General features: G+C 62.0%; 14 protein-coding genes and 3 pseudogenes. 6 read left to right on the top strand and 11 right to left on the bottom strand.

Annotated elements, in window-relative coordinates:
• The first annotated feature begins 1 nt into the window (after window position 1).
• The 4 genes and pseudogenes from ACZ1HA_RS10345 to ACZ1HA_RS10360 all read left to right on the top strand — a co-directional run bounded on the left by ACZ1HA_RS10345 (window position 2) and on the right by ACZ1HA_RS10360 (window position 4,270).
• Window positions 2-907, top strand: a complete 906-nt coding sequence (locus ACZ1HA_RS10345; protein ID WP_472713795.1) for a 2-dehydro-3-deoxygalactonokinase — start codon at window positions 2-4, stop codon at window positions 905-907.
• The gene (locus tag ACZ1HA_RS10350; protein ID WP_472713796.1) at window positions 904-1,509 is read left to right on the top strand and encodes a 2-dehydro-3-deoxy-6-phosphogalactonate aldolase; all 606 of its coding nucleotides are present in this window, start codon (window positions 904-906) and stop codon (window positions 1,507-1,509) included. Before ACZ1HA_RS10345 ends, ACZ1HA_RS10350 begins: the two co-directional genes overlap by 4 nt.
• Window positions 1,506-2,366: an SMP-30/gluconolactonase/LRE family protein gene (locus ACZ1HA_RS10355; RefSeq protein WP_472713797.1), complete on the top strand. Its 861-nt coding sequence runs from the start codon at window positions 1,506-1,508 to the stop codon at window positions 2,364-2,366. Before ACZ1HA_RS10350 ends, ACZ1HA_RS10355 begins: the two co-directional genes overlap by 4 nt.
• Window positions 2,363-4,270 (top strand): annotated as a pseudogene (locus tag ACZ1HA_RS10360) (beta-galactosidase). Before ACZ1HA_RS10355 ends, ACZ1HA_RS10360 begins: the two are co-directional and overlap by 4 nt.
• On the opposite strand, the gene ACZ1HA_RS10365 reads toward ACZ1HA_RS10360, so the two are convergent.
• The 6 genes from ACZ1HA_RS10365 to xylF all read right to left on the bottom strand — a co-directional run bounded on the left by ACZ1HA_RS10365 (window position 4,255) and on the right by xylF (window position 11,092).
• Window positions 4,255-5,184 (bottom strand): glucokinase, encoded by a 930-nt coding sequence (locus ACZ1HA_RS10365; RefSeq protein WP_472713798.1) that lies wholly within the window; start codon window positions 5,182-5,184, stop codon window positions 4,255-4,257. The pseudogene ACZ1HA_RS10360 and the gene ACZ1HA_RS10365 sit on opposite strands and share 16 nt — an antisense overlap.
• Before the next feature lie 11 nt (window positions 5,185-5,195).
• The gene (gene xylA, locus ACZ1HA_RS10370) at window positions 5,196-6,500 is read right to left on the bottom strand and encodes a xylose isomerase (RefSeq protein WP_472713799.1); all 1,305 of its coding nucleotides are present in this window, start codon (window positions 6,498-6,500) and stop codon (window positions 5,196-5,198) included.
• On the bottom strand, window positions 6,497-7,936 hold the full coding sequence (xylB, locus tag ACZ1HA_RS10375; RefSeq protein WP_472713800.1) for a xylulokinase: 1,440 nt from the start codon (window positions 7,934-7,936) through the stop codon (window positions 6,497-6,499). The genes xylA and xylB overlap by 4 nt, the downstream gene beginning before the upstream one ends.
• A gap of 3 nt (window positions 7,937-7,939) precedes the next feature.
• On the bottom strand, window positions 7,940-8,686 hold the full coding sequence (locus ACZ1HA_RS10380; RefSeq protein WP_472713801.1) for an ATP-binding cassette domain-containing protein: 747 nt from the start codon (window positions 8,684-8,686) through the stop codon (window positions 7,940-7,942).
• A complete protein-coding gene (locus ACZ1HA_RS10385; protein ID WP_472713802.1) occupies window positions 8,686-9,975 on the bottom strand; it encodes a sugar ABC transporter permease in 1,290 nt (429 codons plus the stop codon). The genes ACZ1HA_RS10380 and ACZ1HA_RS10385 overlap by 1 nt, the downstream gene beginning before the upstream one ends.
• A 103-nt stretch (window positions 9,976-10,078) precedes the next feature.
• Complete coding sequence (gene xylF / locus ACZ1HA_RS10390; RefSeq protein WP_375230971.1) at window positions 10,079-11,092, bottom strand: D-xylose ABC transporter substrate-binding protein; 1,014 nt, start codon at window positions 11,090-11,092, stop codon at window positions 10,079-10,081.
• 424 nt (window positions 11,093-11,516) lie between these two features.
• On the opposite strand from xylF, the pseudogene ACZ1HA_RS10395 reads away from it, so the two are divergent.
• Both ACZ1HA_RS10395 and ACZ1HA_RS10400 read left to right on the top strand, forming a co-directional pair.
• Window positions 11,517-12,574: pseudogene (locus ACZ1HA_RS10395) on the top strand (ROK family protein).
• A complete protein-coding gene (locus tag ACZ1HA_RS10400) occupies window positions 12,571-14,040 on the top strand; it encodes a CRTAC1 family protein (RefSeq protein ID WP_472713803.1) in 1,470 nt (489 codons plus the stop codon). The pseudogene ACZ1HA_RS10395 and the gene ACZ1HA_RS10400 overlap by 4 nt, the downstream one beginning before the upstream one ends.
• Here ACZ1HA_RS10400 and ACZ1HA_RS10405 read toward each other — a convergent pair.
• From ACZ1HA_RS10405 to glgA, 5 genes and pseudogenes are all read right to left on the bottom strand, one after another.
• Complete coding sequence (locus ACZ1HA_RS10405; RefSeq protein ID WP_472713804.1) at window positions 14,037-15,344, bottom strand: cytochrome-c peroxidase; 1,308 nt, start codon at window positions 15,342-15,344, stop codon at window positions 14,037-14,039. The genes ACZ1HA_RS10400 and ACZ1HA_RS10405 overlap by 4 nt on opposite strands.
• Window positions 15,345-15,406: 62 nt before the next feature.
• A complete protein-coding gene (locus ACZ1HA_RS10410; RefSeq protein ID WP_472713805.1) occupies window positions 15,407-17,038 on the bottom strand; it encodes an alpha-D-glucose phosphate-specific phosphoglucomutase in 1,632 nt (543 codons plus the stop codon).
• Entirely contained in the window at window positions 17,038-19,041 is a 2,004-nt protein-coding gene (gene malQ / locus ACZ1HA_RS10415; protein ID WP_472713806.1) for a 4-alpha-glucanotransferase, read from the bottom strand. Before malQ ends, ACZ1HA_RS10410 begins: the two co-directional genes overlap by 1 nt.
• A pseudogene (glgX, locus tag ACZ1HA_RS10420) lies at window positions 19,038-21,133 on the bottom strand (glycogen debranching protein GlgX). The gene malQ and the pseudogene glgX overlap by 4 nt, the downstream one beginning before the upstream one ends.
• A gap of 16 nt (window positions 21,134-21,149) precedes the next feature.
• Window positions 21,150-22,589: a glycogen synthase GlgA gene (gene glgA, locus ACZ1HA_RS10425; RefSeq protein WP_472713807.1), complete on the bottom strand. Its 1,440-nt coding sequence runs from the start codon at window positions 22,587-22,589 to the stop codon at window positions 21,150-21,152.
• Window position 22,590 lies beyond the last annotated feature (1 nt).

Genomic DNA, 22,590 nt, shown 5'->3' on the forward strand with positions numbered 1-22,590 from the left:
CATGACAGAGACGCTAAAACCAGACTGGATCGCCGTTGACTGGGGCACGACCAACCTGCGGGCCTGGGCCATGCAGGGTGCGCAGGTGCTGGGCCGCGCGTCGTCCGGTCAGGGAATGGGCGGATTGTGCAGCGATGGTTTTGAGCCGGCCCTGCGGGCACTTATCGGCCCCTGGATCCTTCATGGCAACGTGCCGGTCATTGCCTGCGGCATGGTCGGCTCGCGTCAGGGTTGGCAGGAGGCACCGTACCGCAGCGTGCCCTGTGCACCGATGGACAGCGCGCTGACCCGTGCACCGGCATCAGATGGCCTGTCCGTACACATCATCAGCGGCCTGTCGCAGGACAATCCGCCTGATGTCATGCGGGGCGAGGAAACACAGATCGCGGGCTTTCTGCAGCTCAACCCCGGCTGGGATGGTGTGCTGTGCATGCCCGGAACCCACACCAAATGGGTTCATCTGAGCGCCGGCGAAGTTGTTAGTTTTCAGACCTTTATGACCGGCGAGCTCTTTGCGCTGATCAGCGATGCTTCTGTACTGCGGCACTCTGTGGCCGGTGATGGCTGGGACAGTGCGGCCTTTGATGCAGCGGTGGGCGAAACGCTCGCCCGGCCGGAGAAACTGGCAGCGCGGCTCTTTGGCCTCCGGGCCGGACAACTGCTGGCCGGTACAGAGGCGGCCGCCTGCCGGGCGGCGCTCTCGGGCCTGCTGGTGGGCGCGGAACTGGCGGCTGCCCGGGCTTACTGGCTGGGTCAGAATATGGCCATCCTGGGCACGGGCACACAGGCCCGGGCTTACCGCGATGCACTGGCACCCCAGGGGGTCAGCTGCCTTATGGTGGACACCGAACGTGCAACACTGGCCGGGCTGACCGCGGCCAACCGACTGCTGAAAGAGACAACATGACCCTTCCTGTTATTGCGATTCTGCGTGGTGTTACTCCGTCTGAGGCGCCGGCCATCTGTGCGGCGCTGATCGGGGCCGGTATCACGCAGATCGAAGTGCCGCTCAACTCGCCGGACCCGCTGGAGAGCATTGCGGCTCTGGCGCGGGAATTCGGTGATACCGCGCTGATTGGAGCCGGCACCGTTCTGAGCACGCAGGACGTGGCGGATGTGGCGGATGCAGGCGGCCGCCTGATCGTCTCGCCGGACTGCAAGCCCGCCGTGATCCGGGAAACCAAAGCGCGCGGCATGCAAAGCTGGCCGGGGGTGTTCACGCCGACAGAGGCGTTTGCCGCCCTGGATGCGGGCGCTGACGGCCTGAAGCTCTTCCCCGGCTCCATGGCAGGCCCATCGGGGTTGCAGGCAATGCGCGCGATCCTGCCCGCGGGCACGAAGGTCTATGCGGTTGGCGGTGCGGGTCCGGATAACTTTGCCGAATGGGTTGCGGCAAGCGCCGATGGCTTCGGGATGGGGTCTGCGATCTATAAACCCGGTCTGACAGCAGACGAAGTAGCAGAACGCGCCAAAACGATCGTGGCGGCCTGGCACGCGGCAACGGCATGAGTGCGCGCGTCTTTGACGCGCGGCACTGTCGTCTGGGCGAAGGCGCGCTCTGGCATCCGCTGCGCAGGCAGTTGTTCTGGTTTGATATCCTGGGCCGCAAGCTGCTGACACAGGAAAATGGGAAGCCTGCCTCCTGGGATTTCGACGAAGAAGTTTCGGCCGCCGGCTGGATTGACGAACACCGGTTGCTGATCGCCTCGGCCTCGGGGCTCATGGACTTTGACATCCGCGATGGCAGCCGCAGACAGCTCTGCCCGCTTGAGGCCGGCAACAGTGTCACGCGATCCAATGACGGGCGCGCTGATCCTTGGGGCGGGTTCTGGATCGGGACGATGGGGCGCAACGCAGAACCGGGTGCCGGGTCAATCTATCGCTACTATCAGGGACAGCTGAGGCGCATTGTGGGTGACATCACCATCTCCAACGCGATCTGTTTTGCGCCGGATCGCGGCCATGCGTTTTACACGGACACGGCAACCGCAAAGATCATGCAGATCTCGCTGGACCGCAGCGGATGGCCCGCCGGAGCGCCGCAGCTCTGGCTCGATCTTTCCGGCGAAGGCCTTGCACCTGATGGCGCGGTGACAGACGCGGACGGGACGCTCTGGGTGGCGCAATGGGGCGCGGCGCGCGTTACGGCCTACCGAAATGGGGCCTTTCAGCGCGCCGTAGACCTGCCCGCGGATCACATCACCTGCCCGGCTTTTGGCGGACCTGACCTGACGACACTCTATGCGACCTCCGCCATGCAGGGTATTGCGCGCAGCGACCTGACTGACGCACACGCGCATGGTCAGACATTTGAGATCACCGGCGTGGCCCAGGGCCTGCCCGAACCGAAGGTGTTGTTGCTATGAAACGCAGCCTTGGCGTCTGCTACTACCCCGAACACTGGCCCCGCACAATGTGGGAACAGGATGCCGCCGACATGGTCGCTGCGGGTATTTCCTGGGTGCGCATCGGCGAGTTCGCCTGGAGCCGCATCGAACCCAAGCCCGGTGAATTCGTGTTCGACTGGCTGGACGATGCCATCGCCGTGCTGAGCGATGCGGGTCTGAAGGTGATCCTGGGCACCCCGACCTGCACCCCCGGTCTGGATGACGGAGCGCTTCCCGGACATGTTCGCGCTGGATGCACATGGCCATGTGCGGGGTTTTGGGTCACGGCGGCATTATTGTTTCAGCCACGAAGGCTACCGTGCGGCCGCAGCCGACATATGCGCTGTTCTGGGCGACCGCTACGGCCGTGATCCGCGCATTCACGCCTGGCAGATCGACAATGAATACGGGTGCCATGATACCGTTCTGTCCTGGTCAGACGCCGCCGGAGACGCGTTCCGGGCATGGCTTGCGGAACGGTACGGCACCGTGGACGCCCTGAACACGGCCTGGGGCAATGTGTTCTGGTCCATGGAATACAGCGATTTCAACCAGATCGGCCTGCCGAACCAGACCGTCACCCAGCCGAACCCGAGCCATGAGCTGGCGTTCCGGCGGTTCAGTTCAGATCAGGTGGTGCGCTGGCATGAGGCCCAGGTCGCCGCCCTGCGGGGCCGCACCGATGCGCCGCTGGTCCACAACTACATGGGCCGCGTTCTGGATTTTGACCACTTCGACGTTGGCGCCTCCATCGATATCGCCAGCTGGGACAGCTATCCGATCGGTTTCCTGTCAGACCGCCTCGAAGGCACGGCAGAGCACAAGGCGCGCTACCTGCGCCAGGGGGATCCGGACATGCAGGCGTTTCATCATGACCTGTACCGCGCTTTGGGGCGGGAGAACCGCTGGTGGGTCATGGAGCAGCAGCCCGGACCGGTCAACTGGGCGCCCTACAACCCGGCACCCCTGCCCGGCATGGTGCGTCTGTGGTCGTGGGAGGCCTTTGCCCATGGTGCCGAGGTCGTCAGCTATTTCCGCTGGCGGCAGGCCCCTTTGCCCAGGAACAGATGCACGCTGGTCTGCGCCGCCCTGACAACCAGCCGGCCCCGGGCGAACAGGAAGCCGCCGAAGTCGGACGTGAACTGCAGCAGATGCCGGACACGGATATCCTGCAGGCCCGCGTGGCGCTTGTTTTTGATTACCCCTCTGAATGGGCGTGGGCGACGCTGCCTCAGGGTGCTGATTTCAGCTACTTCCGCCTTGTTCTCGACGCTTACCGGGCGCTGCGTAAACAGGGGCTGTCGGTTGATATTGTGCCGTCGGATGCGACCTCGCTTGAAGGCTACGCGCTGGTCCTGATCCCGGGTCTCGCCACGGTGCCACCCGCTCTGATGGACGCGGCGCGCGGCAGAACCGTTCTCCTGGGGCCGCGGACAAATGCGGTGACTGACGAGCTGCGCATTCCCGACCCGATGGGACCGGCCATTCCAGGGCTGGGTATCACCGTTGCCAGAGCGGAGAGCCTGCCACCCGGCATTAGCCGTCCGGTGGCCCACCGCGGCAATGTACAAAGCTGGGTCGAAACGCTGGAAGGGTCTGCGACCGTGTCGCTCGCTGACGATAGCGGAGCGCCGGTTATGGTCTCGGACGGGCAGACGCATTACCTCGGTGCCTGGCCGGACGACAGGTTGTGGTCTGAGATCATTACCGGTCTGGCGGCTCAGGCGGATGTCGACCTGATACCAATGCCGGATGGACTGAGGATCCGGGACACCCGGCACCACCGGTTTGCGTTTAACTACGGGCCCGAAGCAGTTGACTTTAATGGAGAAACCATTGCACCCGCAGGTGTGGCATGGTGGCCGCGTCAGACGACTGACTGAGCGTATGCCAGACAGCCCAGCAGGGCCGCCTCGTCCTGCGTGATGACCGACACAGGCACGGGCTGCATCGTTTGCTTGACCGTGGGCTGTTCCTGCAGTGTTTCAATGAACGTCTGGCGTGCCGGGCTTGCCAGAAGACCGCGCACAACGGACCCGGCGAGATAAATGCCGCCGCCCGACATATAAAGCAGGCGCAGATCCTGCACAAAAGCACCCAGCATGCGCGCATACACAAGGGTCGAGGCAAGAGCGTCACTGTCCCCGGCTGAGGCCGCCGCCATTACATCACTGGCGTCAATGCGCGGTGTACCGGTCGCTGCTGCATGCAGCTCGGCAAGGCCAGGTCCCCGCACGGCATCCTCCGCACAGCGCACCCAGCCCGCGGGTCCACCAATATACTCTTCCTGGATAGCCTGGACGCGAGACGGCAGGCTGCACAATCCTGCTTCAGCCCGCAGGCACACCGTCTGACCGCCTGCATTCAGAACCGGACTTACATTGAAACCTGTGCCAGCCCCCACGACCAAACGCTGATCCTTTTCAGTCGCCGGAGCAGCCAGGACCACCTCGGCTCCGTCCTCACCCAAACTGTCAAGAGCGTACCCCAGCGCGCTGAGATCATTGAGTAAAAAAGCAGGCGCCCCAGGATGCTTCTGCGCCATTGTAGCAGTGTCAAAATCCCAGCCGCGGTTCGTGAGCCGCGCCTTTGAGCCATTTACCGGCCCGGCCACCGCAACCGTCAGTGCTTCAACACCATCGACCTTTTCCTCGGCGACATAGGCCTCCAGGGCCGCGTCAAAACTGGCGTAGTTGTCATTGCGGTACCGGCGTACACCCGCAGGATCAATTGCGCCGTTTCGCGCTGTCGCAAAACGTACGTTTGTTCCCCCTACATCCGCCAGTATCAGAACCATATGCCCCGCCTTCAGACAAATCTGTTTACATAATTCTCAAGGATCTCCTGCCGCCCTGATCTGGGCTGCGGGTTGATACCCCGGTCCGCGACTGTCGCGGAAATGCTTTCCAGACTTTCTGACGTCAGCCAGCTTTGCGCCTGGTCGCTCTGCCAACCCGCATAACGCTCTGTTCGCGCGGCTTCAAGCCCGCCATCCTCAAGCATCGCGGCCGCTGCTTTCAGACCACGCGCGCAGACATCCATTGCACCTGCATGAGAGGCAATAAGGTCAACCGGGTCGAGGCTCTGACGCCGGAGTTTGGCATCAAAGTTGGTCCCGCCGGTGGTGAACCCGCCTGCTTTCAGGATCTCGTAGTAGGCAAGTGCGACCTCAGGCACCGAATTCGGGAACTGATCCGTGTCCCAGCCGGACTGGTAGTCATTCCGGTTCATATCAATCGATCCGAAGATGCCCAGAGACGCGGCCATCGCCAGTTCGTGCTCAAAACTGTGGCCGGCCAGGATCGCATGCCCCTGCTCAAGGTTCATTCTGACTTCGTTTTCGAGCCCGAAGTCCTTGAGGAAGCCATAGACCGTTGCGACATCGTAGTCGTACTGGTGTTTCGTCGGTTCCTGCGGTTTGGGCTCAATCAGTATCGCGCCCTTGAATCCAATCTTGTGTTTGTAGTCCACGACCATCTGCAGCATGCGGCCTGCCTGCTGACGCTCCTGTGCCAGATCGGTGTTCAGCAGCGTTTCATACCCTTCACGCCCACCCCACAGCACGTAGTTTTCGCCGCCGAGGCGATGCGTGACGTCCATACAGGATTTGATGGTCGCAGCAGACCATGCAAAAACCTCAGGGTCCGGGTTGGTTGCAGCGCCTGCCATGAAACGACGGTGCGAGAACAGGTTCGCCGTCCCCCAGAGAAGACGCGGACCACCAGCAGCCATTTTCTCTTCAAGATAGTCGGCTATTTCATTGAGATTACGGGTGTTTTCGGAAAAATCCGCGCCTTCCGGACGGATATCTGCGTCGTGGAAACAATAAAACGGCTGACCCAGAAGCGCGAACATTTCGAAAGCCACATCGGCCTTGAGACGCGCCAGGTCCATTGTGTCCCCAAACCATGGGCGGTCAAAGGTCTGCCCGCCGAACGGGTCACCACCCGGCCAGGCAAAGCTGTGCCACCAGGCGATAGCAAAACGCAGGTGCTCTGACATTGTTTTGCCCGCGACGATCTCATCAGGGTTGTAGTGGCGGAAGACCAGCTGATCAGCCGGCGCGTCCGGTGCATAGCGGAGCGGTTCTGTTCCGGCGAAAAAATCTGTCATAGGGCCTCCTTCAGGGCATTGTATGCGGCGCGGTAGCGGGCATGTCCCGCTGAAAACGCGTCGAGAAGAGCGTTATCCGGCTCAATTGTTCGTTCTGTCCGGGGCGGCGTGGCAAGCTCGGCACCTCCACCGGTTACGGCCATCTGTGCCAGGCGCGCGGCACCGAATGCGCCACCAAAGTCGCCGGCTTCGGGGACGTCTATTGGCATGTTCAGAGCGGTGGCGAGCGCCTGCAGCCAGTAATCTGAACGGCTGCCACCCCCTACGGCGACCAGGCTGTCGATGGTTGTTCCGGTTGAACGCAGCGCGTCAAGGCAATCGGCAAAAGCAAAACTCACGCCTTCGAGTACGGCGCGTGTCCCCGCAGCGGTATCCGTGGCATGGCCAAGACCCAGAAAGGCCCCGCGGGCCGCGGCATCGTTATGCGGTGTCCTTTCGCCTCCGAGATAGGGCAGGAAAAGCGTCTGTGACGGCGCCTGCAGGCCGCCCAGACCAGTGGTCAGCGCCGCCGCATCAGAGCCCACAAGTCCCGCATACCAGTTCAGCGAGTCCGTGCAGGCCAGGATGACGCCCATCTGGTGCCACAGATCCGGCAGCGCGTGACAAAATGTGTGTACCGCGCTCGGCGCATCGGGCTGGTACGCACTGCTGGCCGCAAACAAAACGCCCGACGTCCCCAGCGACAGAAAAGCCTGCCCCGGCCGGACAACGCCCATACCCACAGCAGCGGCGGCATTGTCACCAGCACCGCCGGCGAGGACAACGTCTGACCGCATGCCCCAGCGCTGTGCCAGATCCGCGCGCAGCGTGCCAGAAGGCTCAGAGCCCTCAACGAGCCGCGGCATGTGGTCCCGCGTAAGACCCGACGCCGCCAGCAGCGCGTCAGACCAATCACGGGCACCGGTGTCCAGCCAGCTGGTTCCGGCCGCGTCCGACATTTCCGATACCGCATCGCCTGTCAGCCAGTACCGGAGATAATCCTTAGGCAGCAAAACCTTAGAACACTTTGCAAAGATCTCAGGCTCATTTGCAAAGACCCATGCCACCTTTGGAGCGGTAAAACCCGGAAAGACAATATTGCCGGAGATTTGCCGCCACTGCGGATCGGCGTCCAGGGCTGCTGCTTCGGCATGACTGCGTGTGTCATTCCACAGCATACAGGGACGCAGAACATCCCCCGCATCATCCAGCAGCGTAGCGCCATGCATCTGCCCGCTGATCCCGATACCACGCACGGCAGAAAGATCATGATCCTTTCCCAGCTCCGCAACGACGTTTTCGGTCGCTGCCAGCCAGTCCGCAGGGTTCTGTTCTGACCAGCCGTCATGAGGCCGCTGCACCGTCAGCGGTGCAGTCGCCTCCCCTGTCACGTTCTGCGCGTCGTCCGTCAGAACGCCCTTCAGCCCCGACGTGCCGAGATCAAGCCCCAGATACATTGCTCAGGCTGCCTTGTCCGGTTTCTTACCCATGATGATCATACTCAGAATGTCATCTTCCGTCACGTCCTCGACCCGTTCGGTGCCGATCAGACGCCCGTTCTTCATTACGGAGACCCGGTCACAGAGTTCCAGCATCTCGCGGGTATCATGGCTGATCAGGAAGATACCGAGCCCCTGCTTTTTGAGCTCCTGAATGAGTTCGGCCACCATCTGGGTTTCATGCACGCCCAATGCAGCCGTCGGTTCGTCCATGATCAGGATTTTGGCGTTGAAATATACCGCCCTTGCAATCGCAACGGATTGCCGTTGCCCCCCGGACAGAGCAGATACAGGCTCTTTGAGCTTACGGAAATTGGGGTTGAGACGCGCCATGATCTTGCGTGTCTCCGCCTCCATCTTGTCGTCGTCAACAAACCCCATCCAGTTGGTCAGTTCCCGTCCCAGAAACAGGTTCGAGGCCGCATCTAGATTGTCCGCAAGCGCGAGTGTCTGGTAAATCGTCTCGATGTTGTAGCGGCGGGCGTCGCGCGGGCTGGCGATATGCGCCCGCTCACCTTCGACGTAGATCTCGCCGCTGTCCGCTTTGTAAGCACCGGACAGGATCTTGATTAACGTGGATTTTCCAGCGCCGTTGTGCCCCAGCAGGCCAACAACTTCACCGGGGTTTACGTGAATGGACACACCGTCCACCGCGCGCACACCACCAAAGGAGATCGAGATGTCGCGCATTTCGCAAAGGGGTGCCATCAGCGGCCTCCTGTCTTTTTACGGTAGATCGTATCGATCAGGACCGCCGCCACCAGTACGGTGCCGACAACGATGTTCTGCAGGGGCGCGTCAACGCCGACCATGGCCATGCCTGATTGCAGCGACTGCATGATCAGCGCGCCAAGGATCGCGCCGTAGATTGTACCGATGCCACCGGCCAGCGCGGTCCCCCCGATCACGGCCGCCGCAATCACTCGCAGTTCATCAAGCGTGCCGATATCGTTGGAGTGGTTCGTCAGGCGGGCTGACGCGACAACCGCGGACAGCGCACACAGAAAGCCCATCAGTGCGAAAATCTTGACCGTCAGCATGCGCGTGTTGATGCCCGAGAGCTCAGCCGCATCGGGGTTACCGCCCGTCGCAAAGATATAGCGACCCAGTCGTGTCCTGCGGGCTATGAGTGTCATGGCAACCGCCACGGCGATCAGCAGCAGAACCGACAAAGGCAGACCATATGCCGCCGTGAAGCCCTCCGGCATCGTCTCTCCGCGCGCTTCGAACATGCGCTGCAGGCGACGCTCCGGGATCTGGTAAGCGTTCAGGATGGCAATAAAACCAAGGATGCCTGCGGCGATAATTCCGGCAATGGTGGCCTCGGCCCAGGCCGGTTTGACCGGAAAGCCGTGTGAGATTTTAGCCCGCCGTGCAGACCACAGCGCCCAGAGCGCCCAGACCACTGCCACCAGTCCAAAGATCCAGCTCCAGGTTTCGCCCAGTGTACCGTTGATGCCACCGAACTTCATGAATGTCGGGTCGAGCGGTCCGATTGTCTGTCCATTGGTCTGATACCAGGCCACGTTGCGCCAGACGAGCAGACCACCGAGGGTCACAATGAACGCGGGGATCGCCAGATAGCCTACAAGCCAGCCCTGAAACGCACCGATAACAGCGCCCAGAAAAAGACCTGCGGCAATGGTGATCCACGGCGTCAGCGGATGGCCGAGACCAAGGCCGAAAGCGTCCGGCAGATAGCGTGTCTGCAACATCGCCATGAATGCTGAGCAGGTCGCCAGCAACGCGCCCACGGCAAGATCAATATGCCGTGTCACGATGACAAAGACCATGCCGGTTGCCATGATGGCGACGCTTACGGTCTGGATCGTCAGGTTAAAGATGTTCCGGGGCGTCAGGAACCGCCCTTCGGTCAGTACGTTAAAGCAGATACAAATGACCAGAAACGCGCCGATCATGCCCAGAAGCCGCGTATCGACCTCCAGTGCCTGAAAGCCTGTGCGTTTCTTTACCTGTGGTGCGGATACATCCGTCATGGCGCGCTCCGGGGTAAAAAAGGGTGTTCGCCCGCGCCGGACCGGCGGAGCATTACATAGAGGGCGGGCCCCACATCAGGGACCCGCCGGTTTTCAGGGAGTTTTAGTTACAGGGAGCCGGGCCGCCGGAGACGCCCTGGCAGAGTGCTTCCTGTGTGATCCAGCCCGCATCAACCACTGCGGACAGGTTTGCAGCTGTCACCGGCACTGGTGCCAGGAAACGTGCTGTCATTTTGGTGCCGCCCGGGGACGTCCACTCCTGAGCGTCGCCTACTGCGGACATTTCGGTGCCGTTAGCCAGCTCAACCGCGATTTCTGCAGCAGCTTTGCCGAGATCACGCGCGTCTTTCCAGACAGACACGGTCTGGGTGCCTTTGGCCACGCGGTTCAGAGCAGCATGATCGCCGTCCTGACCGGATACCGGAATGCCTTCCATACCCTGCGCCGTCAGTGCTGCAACAACACCACCCGCTGTACCGTCATTGGACGCGACAACCGCATCAACATTGTTGTCGTTCGCGGTCAGGATCTGTTCCATGTTGCGCTGTGCGTTGGCGGGCAGCCAGCCGTCCGTGTAGGCTTCGGCAACGATGTTGATCTTGCCCGCATCAATGGCGTCCTGCAGGACTTCCTGCTGACCACCGCGCAGGAAGTCTGCGTTCGGGTCGGTGGGGGAGCCTTTGATCATCACGTAGTTGCCTTCGGGCAGTGCTTCGAGCACGGCACGGGCCTGCATGCGGCCGACTTCGACGTTGTCAAATGTCAGGTAGAAAGCGCGCGGGTCTTCGATCAGGCGGTCATAGCCGACAACCGGAATACCTTCGTCTGCGGCTGCCTGCACGGCCGGGCCGATGGCGGCGGCGTCCTGTGCCAGGATGATCAGGGCGTCAACGCCCTGCGCGATCAGGCTTTCAACGTCGGACAGCTGCTTGGCAGAGGAGCTTTGCGCGTCCGCGGAAACATATGCTGCGCCAGCAGCTTCGAGAGCGGCCTTGATGGCTGCTTCGTCAGTCTTCCAGCGCTCTTCCTGGAAGTTCGACCAGCTGACGCCGACCGTCATCGAGTGGCCATCTGCCAGCGCGGTCGTGGACAGAGCAGCCGACAGGACGACTCCCATAATTGCGATTTTTTTCATTCTATCCTCCCAAGGGACATCTCAGTGTCTGTTGATGCCGTTTCTTTGATTTGGCATGGCAATAAAGATTGACTGTTTTAATTCAGCTGTCAAAATAAATTTGTGCAAATCGTGCAAAATTCTTGTGCGAACTGCGTCTGGATTGTTTGAAAACCCCGAAAATACGGGGAAATCCGGTTTTAATTTTTGAGGGGCTAAATAAATGAATGTGGAACTGATGCAGGGTGCTGATCCGGATGCGCCCACAGGATGCGGACCGATCCGACCCGAATCGGAAGCCCCGTCCAGCAGTCTGCGGCACCGTGTGTTCGAATGCGTCCGCTCCGCAGGGCAGATCCCGCGTATTGATGTTGCAAAGCAGCTCAGGGTCAGCCCGGCCTCCGTTACCACGGTTGTCGGTGAACTGATGGACCTGGGCCTCCTGCTGGAGAACCCGGACAGCAGCCGGGCCACAACCCGCGGCCGTCCGCCCGTGGCCCTGTCTGTGAACCCGGAAGCCGGTTATGTGGTCGGCATCAAGCTGTCGAGGACGCGCCATACAGCGCTTCTCGTGGATGCAGCCGGAGAACCCAAAGCAGAGTTCAGTCTTGAGACGGATCAGCGGCGGCGCACACTGGATCAGGTACTGGATGAAACCGGACGGGTGCTGGATGCGCTGTTGCAGAAAGCCGGTCTGGAGCGGGCTGACATCGCCTGTATCGGGCTCGGCATGCCCGGGATGATCGAATACAGCACAGGCCGCATGGTGTGGTCCCCCCTGCTGACGGAAACCGACAGGCCGCTGCGGACACTGGCCGAAGACCTTTTCGGCGTGCCTGTTGCCGTCGACAACGACGCCAACCTCGTCACGCTGGCCGAGCTCTGGTTCGGCAAGGGGCGTGCCATGGCCGACTTTGCTGTTGTCACCATTGAACAGGGCGTCGGCATGGGCCTCGTCATCAACCACCGTCTTTACCGCGGTGCCGGGTCGCTGGGTATGGAGCTCGGCCATACAAAGGTGCAGCTTGACGGCGCGCTGTGCCAGTGTGGTCAGCGCGGATGCTGGAAGCTTACGTGGCCGATTATGCCCTCGTCCGTGAGGCCTCAACAGCGCTCGACGCCATGCCCGACGCGACACTGGGCGCGGATGTGATGCTCGCGCGGCTTTTCGAACAGGCCAAAGCCGGCAATGAGGCCGCCCGCATCATCTTTCGCCGTGCAGGCCGGTTTCTCGCCCTCGGCCTTGCGAATGTTGTGAACATCTTTGACCCTTCGCTCATCATCCTGGCCGGCGAGCGTATGCAGTATGACTACCTCTATGCCGACGACGTTATGCGCGAAATGCACCAGCTGGCGCTGAACAGGCCAGAGGACGCACCGCAACAGGTCGAAATCCACGCCTGGGGTGACCTGATGTGGGCTCACGGCGCGGCAGCGCTGGCCCTGTCAGAGGTTGCGGACACGATGGCCGAGGGCCACGCATGAGGGTCGCAGCACTTTTGCTTTGTGCGCAGGCGGCATCAGCAGATGTCATCTTTGAGAACCACTCGGGCGCATTACCGGAACATGTGTATTCCGGCGGCTGGGAGCATTTCGTGGGGGGCGGCGTCGCGGTCTTTGACTGCAATGGGGACGCACTGCCTGAACTGCTGGCAGCCGGTGGGACAGCCCCTGCCCGTCTGTTCCTGAACCGCGGGAGCATGACGTTCGACACCGCGCCGCTGCCCGACATGACAGGGGTGACAGGAGCCTGGCCTCTTGATGCTGATGGTGACGGACACCTGGACCTCATGGTGCTGCGCGTTGGCGAAAACCAGTTACTGCGTGGCGATGGTGACTGCGGCTTCACACCGGCGAATGATCTTCTGGGGTTTGACGGGGGAGACGCCTGGTCGACGTCCTTTTCGGCCACATGGACAGACGAAGGGCCGGTTCTGGCCATCGGCAATTATGTCGATCGGGATGACCCGGATGGCCCTTTTGAAGCCTGCGATGATAACCGTCTTCACCGATGGGATGGAAACGCCTTTGCGGCATCAGACCTGAGCCCGGGTTTCTGTGCGCTGTCTGCGCTGTTTGCGCGGGATGCCACCGGGAAAACCCGCCTGCGGCTTTCGAACGACCGGCATTATTATGTCCGCGGTGGAAAAGAACAGATGTTTGACCTGGCTGAGAACAGGTTTCTGGGACCTGAAGATGGATGGGAGGATGTCCAGCTCTGGGGCATGGGGATCGCAAGCCGGGACATCACCGGCGACGGTGTGTCCGAGGTGATGCTAACGTCAATGGGTGATCAACTGATGCAGATTGCCGGACCAGACGGCACCTATCAGGCGGCCCCCTATTCACTGGGCACCTATGCGCAGCGCCCCCACATCGGTGACGATGGCCGGCCGTCCACCGGCTGGCACGCAGAGTTCGGCGATGTCGACAACGATGGTCTTGCGGACCTGTTTATCGCCAAAGGCAACGTCGATCAGATGCCAGGCCTTGCGATGGAGGACCCGAACAGCCTGCTGCGCCAGAAGACAGATGGCAGTTTTGAAGAAGTTTCCGTTGCGGCCGGGGTCGCGACAACGGCCAGATCGCGCGGGGCCGCGCTGGCCGATCTTGATGACGACGGGCGGCTTGATCTTGTGGTTGTGAACCGGCGGGCTCCGATGGAGCTTTACCGCAACGTGACATCGGACACGGGCAACTGGCTCCGGATCGAACTGCGCGCGCCTGCCCCCAACACGCGGGCGGTGTCGGCCCTGGTGAGCGTTCAAACCGCAGACCGGCGTCAGATGCAGGAGGTAACGGTAGGCGGCGGGCACGGAGGGGGGCAGACGGGACCACTGCACTTTGGGCTGAGTGCCGCGACCAGCGCAACAGTCACTGTCACATGGCCGGACGGTGCTGAGACCCGGCACGAGGCACGGGCAAACAGCCGCATCCTGCTGCAGCCTTAACGGTCCACCGGCAGCCCGCTGGGAACTGATGCCGGAATACCAAGACGTCCCTCGATCGCCGCAACATCCGTCAGGCTTTCAAGAAAAGCCGTGAGTTCTGCGATTTCCTGCTCTTCCAGACGTACCGGAGTGGCATCAATTGCAGCTTTCAGGAGGGCCTGTTCACCGGGGTCATTGTGGTGACGCCAGTCATCAACACCTGCGAGCAGGGGCAGCTGAACTGTTGCGGGATCAAACCGGTCGACAGCCGCCACCGGATCCGCATGATCGGCAATAAAGGCTGCCAGATTTGCATGACTTCCCGTGTGCCCCCAGGGCCCTGTGGCCGCAACGTTCCGCAATGATGGTGTTCGGAAAGCGTAGGCATCACTCTCACGCCCGGTCACACGCATCCGGCCTGTGTCCCGCACATGGCGTTCAAACCGCGCAGCCTTGCCGGGACCAAACTGCGGAACGCCCATGGCGTGAAAGCGGTGATCGGTCTGGAATTTCCCGCTGTGACAGGTCGCGCACTGCGCCTCACCGTAAAAGAGCGCCATCCCAGCAGCGGCGTTGGCTTCCAGCGGCGCCTCACCGCGCAGATATGCGTCGAACGGGCTGGTATCGGACCGCCATTCAAAGGCCATGAAGGCTGCAACCGCATCAGAGATATCTGTAAACCCAAACGCGTCCCGGTCCGGGAAAGCCGCCTCAATCAGCGGTGCGTATCCCGGTGTCTCCAGCACCCGCCGGCTCAGCAGATCCCATGCGCCGCCAGGTCCGGTAATGCGTCCCTGGCGCACCGCCTTGCTGATGGCGTTCTCACTGTAGTGTCCCGCCATTTCATCCGCGCTGAGCACCGGGAACATCGTCTGTGCCGACAGCAGGCTGGCGAAGCCCTGGTTCATCTCGGCACCTATGGGCGTACGGATACCACCCGGTTTGGATGCGTCTTTTTCGATCCGGCCATCGTGAAACAGCACGGTGAATTCATGCGCCCCCAGATTGAACAGAGCCGGCGCATTCCGCGGGATGCGCTGTTCAGGCAGATTGTCCGGGTCCGCAACACGGTCCGGGCCCAGGCCCCTGCCACCTTCGCCAAGCGACAGGGCAACACCGTCACCGGTGCCAAACTTCGGATGATGGCAGGTGGCACAGGAAATATTCCGGTTGCCCGACAGGATGGGGTCATAAAACAGCATCTGACCCAGCCGGACCTGATCCATATCCACGGGCGTATAGTCTGCGTCCACGACGGGGTCCGGCGGACCGGCCCAAGCGGTGGAGCCGAAGATCAGGGAAGCTGCAAAGATAAACGCGCGCATGGTTTAGCCCGGTATGGAATGCAGTCCGGAACCGATGTTCCGGCCGCGGTCTGGTTGTAGGGTCAGGTTCTCACGTCCGGCTCTGTCCGGCCGATGAGAGTGCCAAGATCAGCGATCTCCAGAAGCGCGTCCCGCACACCGGCCAGGGCCGTTTCAGCGTCCAGCCCGTGATCCGCCTGAGGGTCGGCGTATTGTTCGAGATAGACGCGCAGAGTGGCCCCTTCGGTTCCGGTGCCGGACAGTCGCAGCACTGCACGCCCGCCACCCTCAAAGGAGACCCGCAGCCCCTGGTTTTCACTGACCGAGCCATCAACCGGATCATGATAGGCAAAGCTGTCCGCCGCACTGACCGTCTGGCCCGCCGCAACAGTGCCCGGAAGATCGCCAAGACGCTGCGAAACCCGGTCCATTACAGCCTGAGCGGCTTCCGTTGGCACGGCCTCATAGTCATGGCGGGAATAGTAGTTCCGCCCGAACTCCGCCCAGTGATCCGTCAGGATCTGCTCTACGGACCGCCCGGCCTCTGCCAGAATGTTGAGCCACAGCAGAACCGCCCAGAGGCCATCTTTTTCGCGAACGTGGTCTGAGCCGGTTCCGGCGCTTTCCTCACCGCAGAGCGTGACCTTGCCCGCGTCCAGAAGATTGCCAAAGAATTTCCATCCGGTCGGCGTCTCAAAACTGTTGATGCCCAGCTTCGCGGCCACCCGGTCGCTCGCGCCACTGGTCGGCATGGACCGGGCAACACCGGCCAGACCCGCACGGTAACCCGGGGCCAGATGCGCATTGGCTGCCAGCACCGCCAGGCTGTCTGAGGGCGTCACATAGACCCCGCGACCGACGATCATATTACGGTCCCCGTCCCCGTCCGATGCCGCGCCGAAATCCGGGGCCGCATCGGACATCATCAGGTCCATCAGTTCTTTGGCCCAGACCGGATTGGGGTCCGGATGCCCACCACCGAAATCCTCACTGGGCACTGCATTCACAACAGACCCTGCCGGCGCACCCAGACGGTCCTCAAGAATGGCTTTGGCATAGGGACCGGTAACCGCATGCATCGCATCGAACCTCAGGGTGAAACCCCCTTTGAAAAGGCCGGCGATCCGGTCAAAGTCAAACAGGGTTTCCATCAGCGCCTGGTACTCCGTTACCGGATCCACCACCTCGACCACCATACCGCCCAGCGACGCCGGGCCCACTGTGCTCAGATCGATATCCGGGGTGTCGAGCGTGGCATAGGAAGAAATCGACCGCGTCTGCTCAAAAATTCCGGCCGTGATATTCTCGGGCGCAGGGCCGCCGTTCGAGATATTGTATTTGATGCCGAAATCCGCATCGATCCCACCGGGGTTGTGACTGGCCGACAGGACCAGACCACCGTCGGTGCCACGCTGCCGGATCAGGTTAGACACCGCAGGTGTCGACAGCAGGCCACCCTGTCCCACGATCACGCGTGCAGCCCCGTTCGCGGCGGCCATTCTCAGAATGCTCTGGATAGCCTCGCGGTTGTAGTACCGCCCGTCCCCACCGACGACAAAACTCTTGCCCTGCGCGCCACCGATGGCGTTGAAAACCGACTGGACAAAACACTCCAGATACCCCGGCTCCATGAAAACGCGGGTTTTCTTGCGCAGCCCGGATGTCCCGGGTTTTTGCCCCTCAAACGGGCCTTTGGAGACGGTAACGATCTGCATCAGTTATCCTTTCTTGTGTCTTCTGGTCCCGCGGACCGGCCCGCCTGGGCCATGATCTGCGCGGTTTTTGCCAGTCCGGCGTTTCCGGCAAGGCTTTCTACATCAACAGGGTAACGCCTGCGCCAGTTGGGATGTTCCGAGACGGTTCCGGGCAGGTTCTGCGCCTGAGGTATATTCAGCACATCATCCAGCTGCACCGCAACCATCGCGGAGGCCCCACCTGCCAGTGCGCGGTGGATGCCATCCCGTGCCCGCTCCGCACCTGTTTCGGGCGACGTACGCGCCGGAACGCCGGGCAGCGTGGCGATATACGCCGCCCGCTGCTGTTCTGCGGCAGCGCGTGCATCTCTGTCGATCCACCCCAGTTTTTCCCACCACCGGATGTCCTGCCCCTCGAGGTATCCGCGCAGTGTGGGCGTATCATGCGTTCCGAAACAGGCAAGCGTCTGCGGTTGCAGGCGCGCCGGCCGTCTGAACCGACCGTTGCGTGTTTTTTCAAACTGCAGAACGGTATAGCCATAAAGCCCACGCGACCGCATCTCCTCGCGAAAGCCTGGCGGCACGAGCCCAAGGTCTTCACCGACGATGACAGTGCCGGCGCGTTCAGCCTCGATCGCGATCACGGCCATCAGCGCGCGGAAGGGTTGCCGGATATATCCGCCCGGGCTGCCGTCATCCGGGATCCAGTAACTGCGGTTCAGGCCCAGCACATGGTCGATACGCATGAGGCCGCAGTGCCGCATTGTGGCGGCAAGCACCTGGCGGAACGCATCGTAACGCGTGGCCTGCAGGCCGGTTGGCGCATAGCCGGTCAGCTTCCAGTTCTGCCCCGCGGGGCTCAGATGGTCCGGGGGCGCGCCAATGGACACTCCCCTGGCAATGGCGTCCTGAGCCGCCCAGGCCTCGGCCCCACCGCGCCGCGCGCCGACAGCCAGGTCGAGATACAGCCCCACCGGCATGCCCGCAGACAGCCCCGCCTGCTGTGCTGCGCGCAACTGGCAGTCAGCGGTCCACTGCAGCCACATGTGGAACCTGTCACGCTCAGGGTCAGCACTGCTGCTGGTGCCGGACGGGCTTTGCAGAAGAGCGGGCCAGCGACGCCAGTCAGCCCCGTGTTTTTCACTCAGCGTCTCAAACCGCGCAAAGTCGCGCAGTGCTGCCCCACCTGCCGAACAGAATGCGTCGAACGCCTGCTGTTCAGACCCCTTTCCGTCTTTAAAGAACGTCTGCGCTGCAGCTTCCAGCGCAGCATCGTGCAGTGGCCGGCGCGCGGCGTAGTCGAGCAGGTCTCCCTGCAGCACGTGCGGGTGATCAGCGGAGACCGCAATATGTCCGGTGTTCAGGAACCCGCGGTGGCCGGGCGAATACGGCGAGATCGTCTCCTTGTCCGCCCAGCCCGGCGCATGCACCGGATTGATGCCCAGAAAGGCCGCCCCCTGCCCGCCCAGCGCGGATGCCAGTGTACCAAGTTCGCGGTAGGAGCCGGGCCCGGTGTTTTCGCGTGAATGCAGGCCGTAGAGGGCCGCAACAACACCCCATGTTTTGTCGCCTGCACCCGTCTGCTGCAGCGATGGTGTCAGCCTGGGACTGACCAGCAGGCTCACCTCCTGGACCGATGCACCCTTTTCCAGGCGCAGCCGGTGAACGCCCGACGGCAGTGCAGGCAGTTGCAGTGTCAGGTCACGGGTGCTCCCCTGGGCAAGAACGTCGCCGGACCCGTCCGCCAGAATACACCAGTCGCAATCGGTCTTTGCGGTAAGACGCTGAGGTTTACCGCTGGTCGCGAAAACATCGCGTGGCAACCAGGCTGTATCAGATGCGGCCCGAACCGCCGCAAGGCTGTCAGCTACTTCGCCCGGCGTCTCTGCGGCAATGCCACAGGCGCGCAACAGGGCGCGCTGAGTTTCCGGACCCGTTGCACGGACCTCACCCTCCAGGTCCTTGAAGTCCGGGAAAATTCCTGCGGATGCAGCAAGTTCCCGCAGCTGCCCGTCCGCCGTCACGGTGCCGTCTCCGGCGCCGCATAATGCGCGAGAACAACGGGCCCATGCACTGTAAACTCACGCCCGCCTGCGCTGGCATCGTGCGCTACATCAGGCCATCGGGTGTCAATTCCGCGATGCCAGACGAGGCCCTCCGGCAGCGACGGCAGAGAAATTTTGATTTCTTCATCACTGTTGATCATCGCCACATGCACCGTGTCGCGGCTGTTCCGGTCATGCGGACCACCCGCAGCGCCGCGCAGCATGACACAAATGGCAGATAGGCAGGGATCGCGCCAGTTCAGCGCTCTGGCCCCGGCATCATGCCAGGTGATGTCAGGCCGCCCGTCTGACGCCCGCGTTTCACCATGCAGGAAACGGCTCTGGCGCAGAACGGGGTGCGCGCGGCGAAAGGCCGACAGCTCTTTGACGAATCGCATCAGTTCCGCGTCGGCGCCTGCCCAGTTAATCCAGGTCGTTTCGTTGTCCTGACAATAGGCATTGTTATTGCCCATCTGGGAATGTCCTGCTTCGTCGCCCGCCAGCAGCATCGGCGTCCCCTGCGACAGAAACAGGGTCGCGAGCATATTACGCTGCCGCAGGCGGCGGCGCGCGAGGATGTCCGCGTCATCTGTCGGCCCTTCAATGCCGCAGTTGTCGGAATGATTGCTGTGATGACCATCGCGGTTGTCTTCGCCGTTGGCCTCATTATGACGATCATTATAGGCGCTGACATCCGCCAGCGTAAAACCGTCGTGGGCAGCAAGAAAGTTCACCGTGCTCCAGACCTTGCGGCCGCTGTGATCAAAACGATCGGCTGACCCTGTCAGGCGCGCGCCAAGCTCCTGCCCTGCGTGCAGATCTTTTTCCAGAACCGCCGCGTCGTGTCGCGCCAGGTGTCATTCCATTCGGCGAAAGGTGCGGGAAATCCGCCGAGGTTATACCCACCGGGACCGATGTCCCAGGGCTCGGCAATCAGTTTGACACCGGCAAGCACCGGATCCTGACGCAGCGCATCGAAAAAGCCGCCCTCGGGATCAAATCCGTGATCCTCGCGGCCCAGAGTGGTGCCCAGATCAAACCGGAACCCGTCGACACCCATGTTGCCTGCCCAGAAGCGCAGGCTGTCCATCACCATCTGCAGCACATGCGGATTGGAGACGTTCACCGTATTGCCGGTGCCTGTATCATTTACGTAGTGCCGCCGGTCTCCGTGACGGAGCCGGTAATACGACGCATTGTCGAGGCCGCGGAAAGAAATTGTCGGCCCGCGCTGGTCACCTTCGGCGGTGTGGTTGTAGACCACATCGAGGATGACCTCGATGCCCGCCGCGTGAAACCGGCGGACCATCTGCCGGAACCCGGCAAAACCGGCCGGTCCAAAATAACGCGGCTCCGGCGCGAAAAAGCCCGCTGTGTTGTAGCCCCAGTAATTTGTCAGCCCCTTGCGCAGTAAAAAAGCGTCATTGAGAAAAGCGTGCACCGGCAACAGTTCGATTGCGGTGATGCCGAGACGCTGCAGGTGATCGATCACCGCATCGCTGGCCAGACCATCATAGGTGCCGCGCACGGCCTGATGCACATCCGGGTGCAGTTGGGTCAGCCCTTTGACGTGGGCCTCATAGATCAGTGTTTCATCCCACGGCAGGTTCAGCCGCGGTTCATCCAGACAGAAAAGAGCCTGCTCCGGCACGACAGATTTCGGCACAAAGGGTGCTGAATCCGCCGTGTCAAAGGAAAGGTCCTCGTCCACAGCATCCGCCCTGTAGCCCAGGAGCGCGGGGCCGTTCTGCCACGCGCCGTGCAGTTCGCGCGTGTACGGGTCCATCAGAAGCTTGTGCGGATTGAACCGGTGGCCTTCTGCAGGCGCATATGGACCATGCACCCGGTAACCATAAAGCGACCCCGCCTTCAGTCCGGGAACAAAGCCGTGCCAGACGTCGCCCGTCCGTTCGGGCAGCACCAGCCGCTGCGTCTCGCCGGACCCATCGGCCGCAAACAGGCAAAGCTCGATCCGGTGGGCGTGTGCAGAGAAGACGGCAAAGTTGACGCCATCGTCCCGCGGGACCGCGCCCATGGGATGCGGCGCACCCTCGGTGATATGAAACGCCATGACCCGGTCCGGCACGTCAGTCGCTGCCTGCGAGACTACAGTAGAGCGCCATGTACTGACCCGCCGCTGTGTCCCAGCCAACAGGGTGTTTCATGGCCCGCCGCATCATCGCAGTCCAGACAGCCGGTTGCCTGTAAAGGTCACAGGTGCGCGCGATTGCATCTTCGAGCGCGGCAGTGGTCACCGGTGCAAACTGAACGCCCGTTGCCACGCCTGCCGCCATTGCGGCCTCGTTGGCGTCAATCACCGTATCTGCCAGCCCCCCCGTCCGGGCGACCACCGGCAGGGTGCCATAGCGCAGACCATAAAGCTGCGTCAGGCCACAGGGCTCAAACCGGGACGGGATCAGAATAGCATCGCTGCCTGCCTGTATCAGATGCGACAGCGGCTCATCATAACCGATGACGGTGCCGACTGAACCTGGCCATTTATGCGCCGCCGCCGCAAACCCGGTTTCGAGACCGCGTTCTCCACTGCCAAGCAGCGCCAGACGACCGCCATTGGACACCAGCCGTGGCAGCGCCTCAAGAAGCAGATCGAGACCCTTTTGTGTGGTCAGCCTGCTTATCACACAAAAGAGCGGTCCGTCCCCGTCCCGGAGGCCAAAGCGTTTCATCAGCGCCCGCTGGTTTTTCTGTTTGCCCTTGAGCCCCCGCGCGGAATACGGCGCGGCAATATGGGGGTCATTTGCGGGATCCCAGACGTCCGTATCAATCCCGTTGAGGATACCGGTCAGGTCATCCCGGCGGTGCCGCATCAGCCCTTCGAGCCCCATCCCGAATTCGGGCAGCATCAGTTCGCGGGCGTATGTCGGGCTGACGGTGGTAATCCGGTCGGCCATCGCAAGACCGGCCTTGAGAAACCCAAGCTGACCCCAGAATTCCGCGCCGTCACGGGTGTAATGTCGGGACGCAAGGCCCAGCTTTTTCATGACCCGGCGATCGAACAGTCCCTGGAATGCGATGTTGTGGATCGTCATCACAGTCGGCGGTGGCTGGTTGCTGATCTGGCTCATATATGCGGGCACCAGACCGGCCTGCCAGTCATGCATATGCACCAGATCAGGCGTCCAGTCCTTCAGCGCCCCCGTTCCGACAGCTGCTGCTGCGCGGGACAGACCGGCGAACCGTTCCGCGTTGTCCGGCCAATCCCGGCCATCCGGCCCGAGATAGATAGCGCCGGCCCGGTCGAAAAGGTGGGGGGCATCCAGCAGCAGAAGGTCAATTCCTTCGGCACGACAGGCCAGCAGCCGTGCATCACCGCCCATCAGATCAGCGTCCTGCCAGACTTCCCGTGCCTTGTCCGCGAGGGGCCGCAGGGCCGGATAGACCGGCAGCATCACGCGCGCCTCCGCGCCATGCGCTTTCAGCGATTTTGGCACGGCACCAATGACATCAGCCAGACCGCCGGTCTTCACAAACGGCGCGCATTCTGAGGCGACGAAGAGTATTTTCATG

This window comes from Roseobacter sp. S87, from assembly GCF_055693285.1.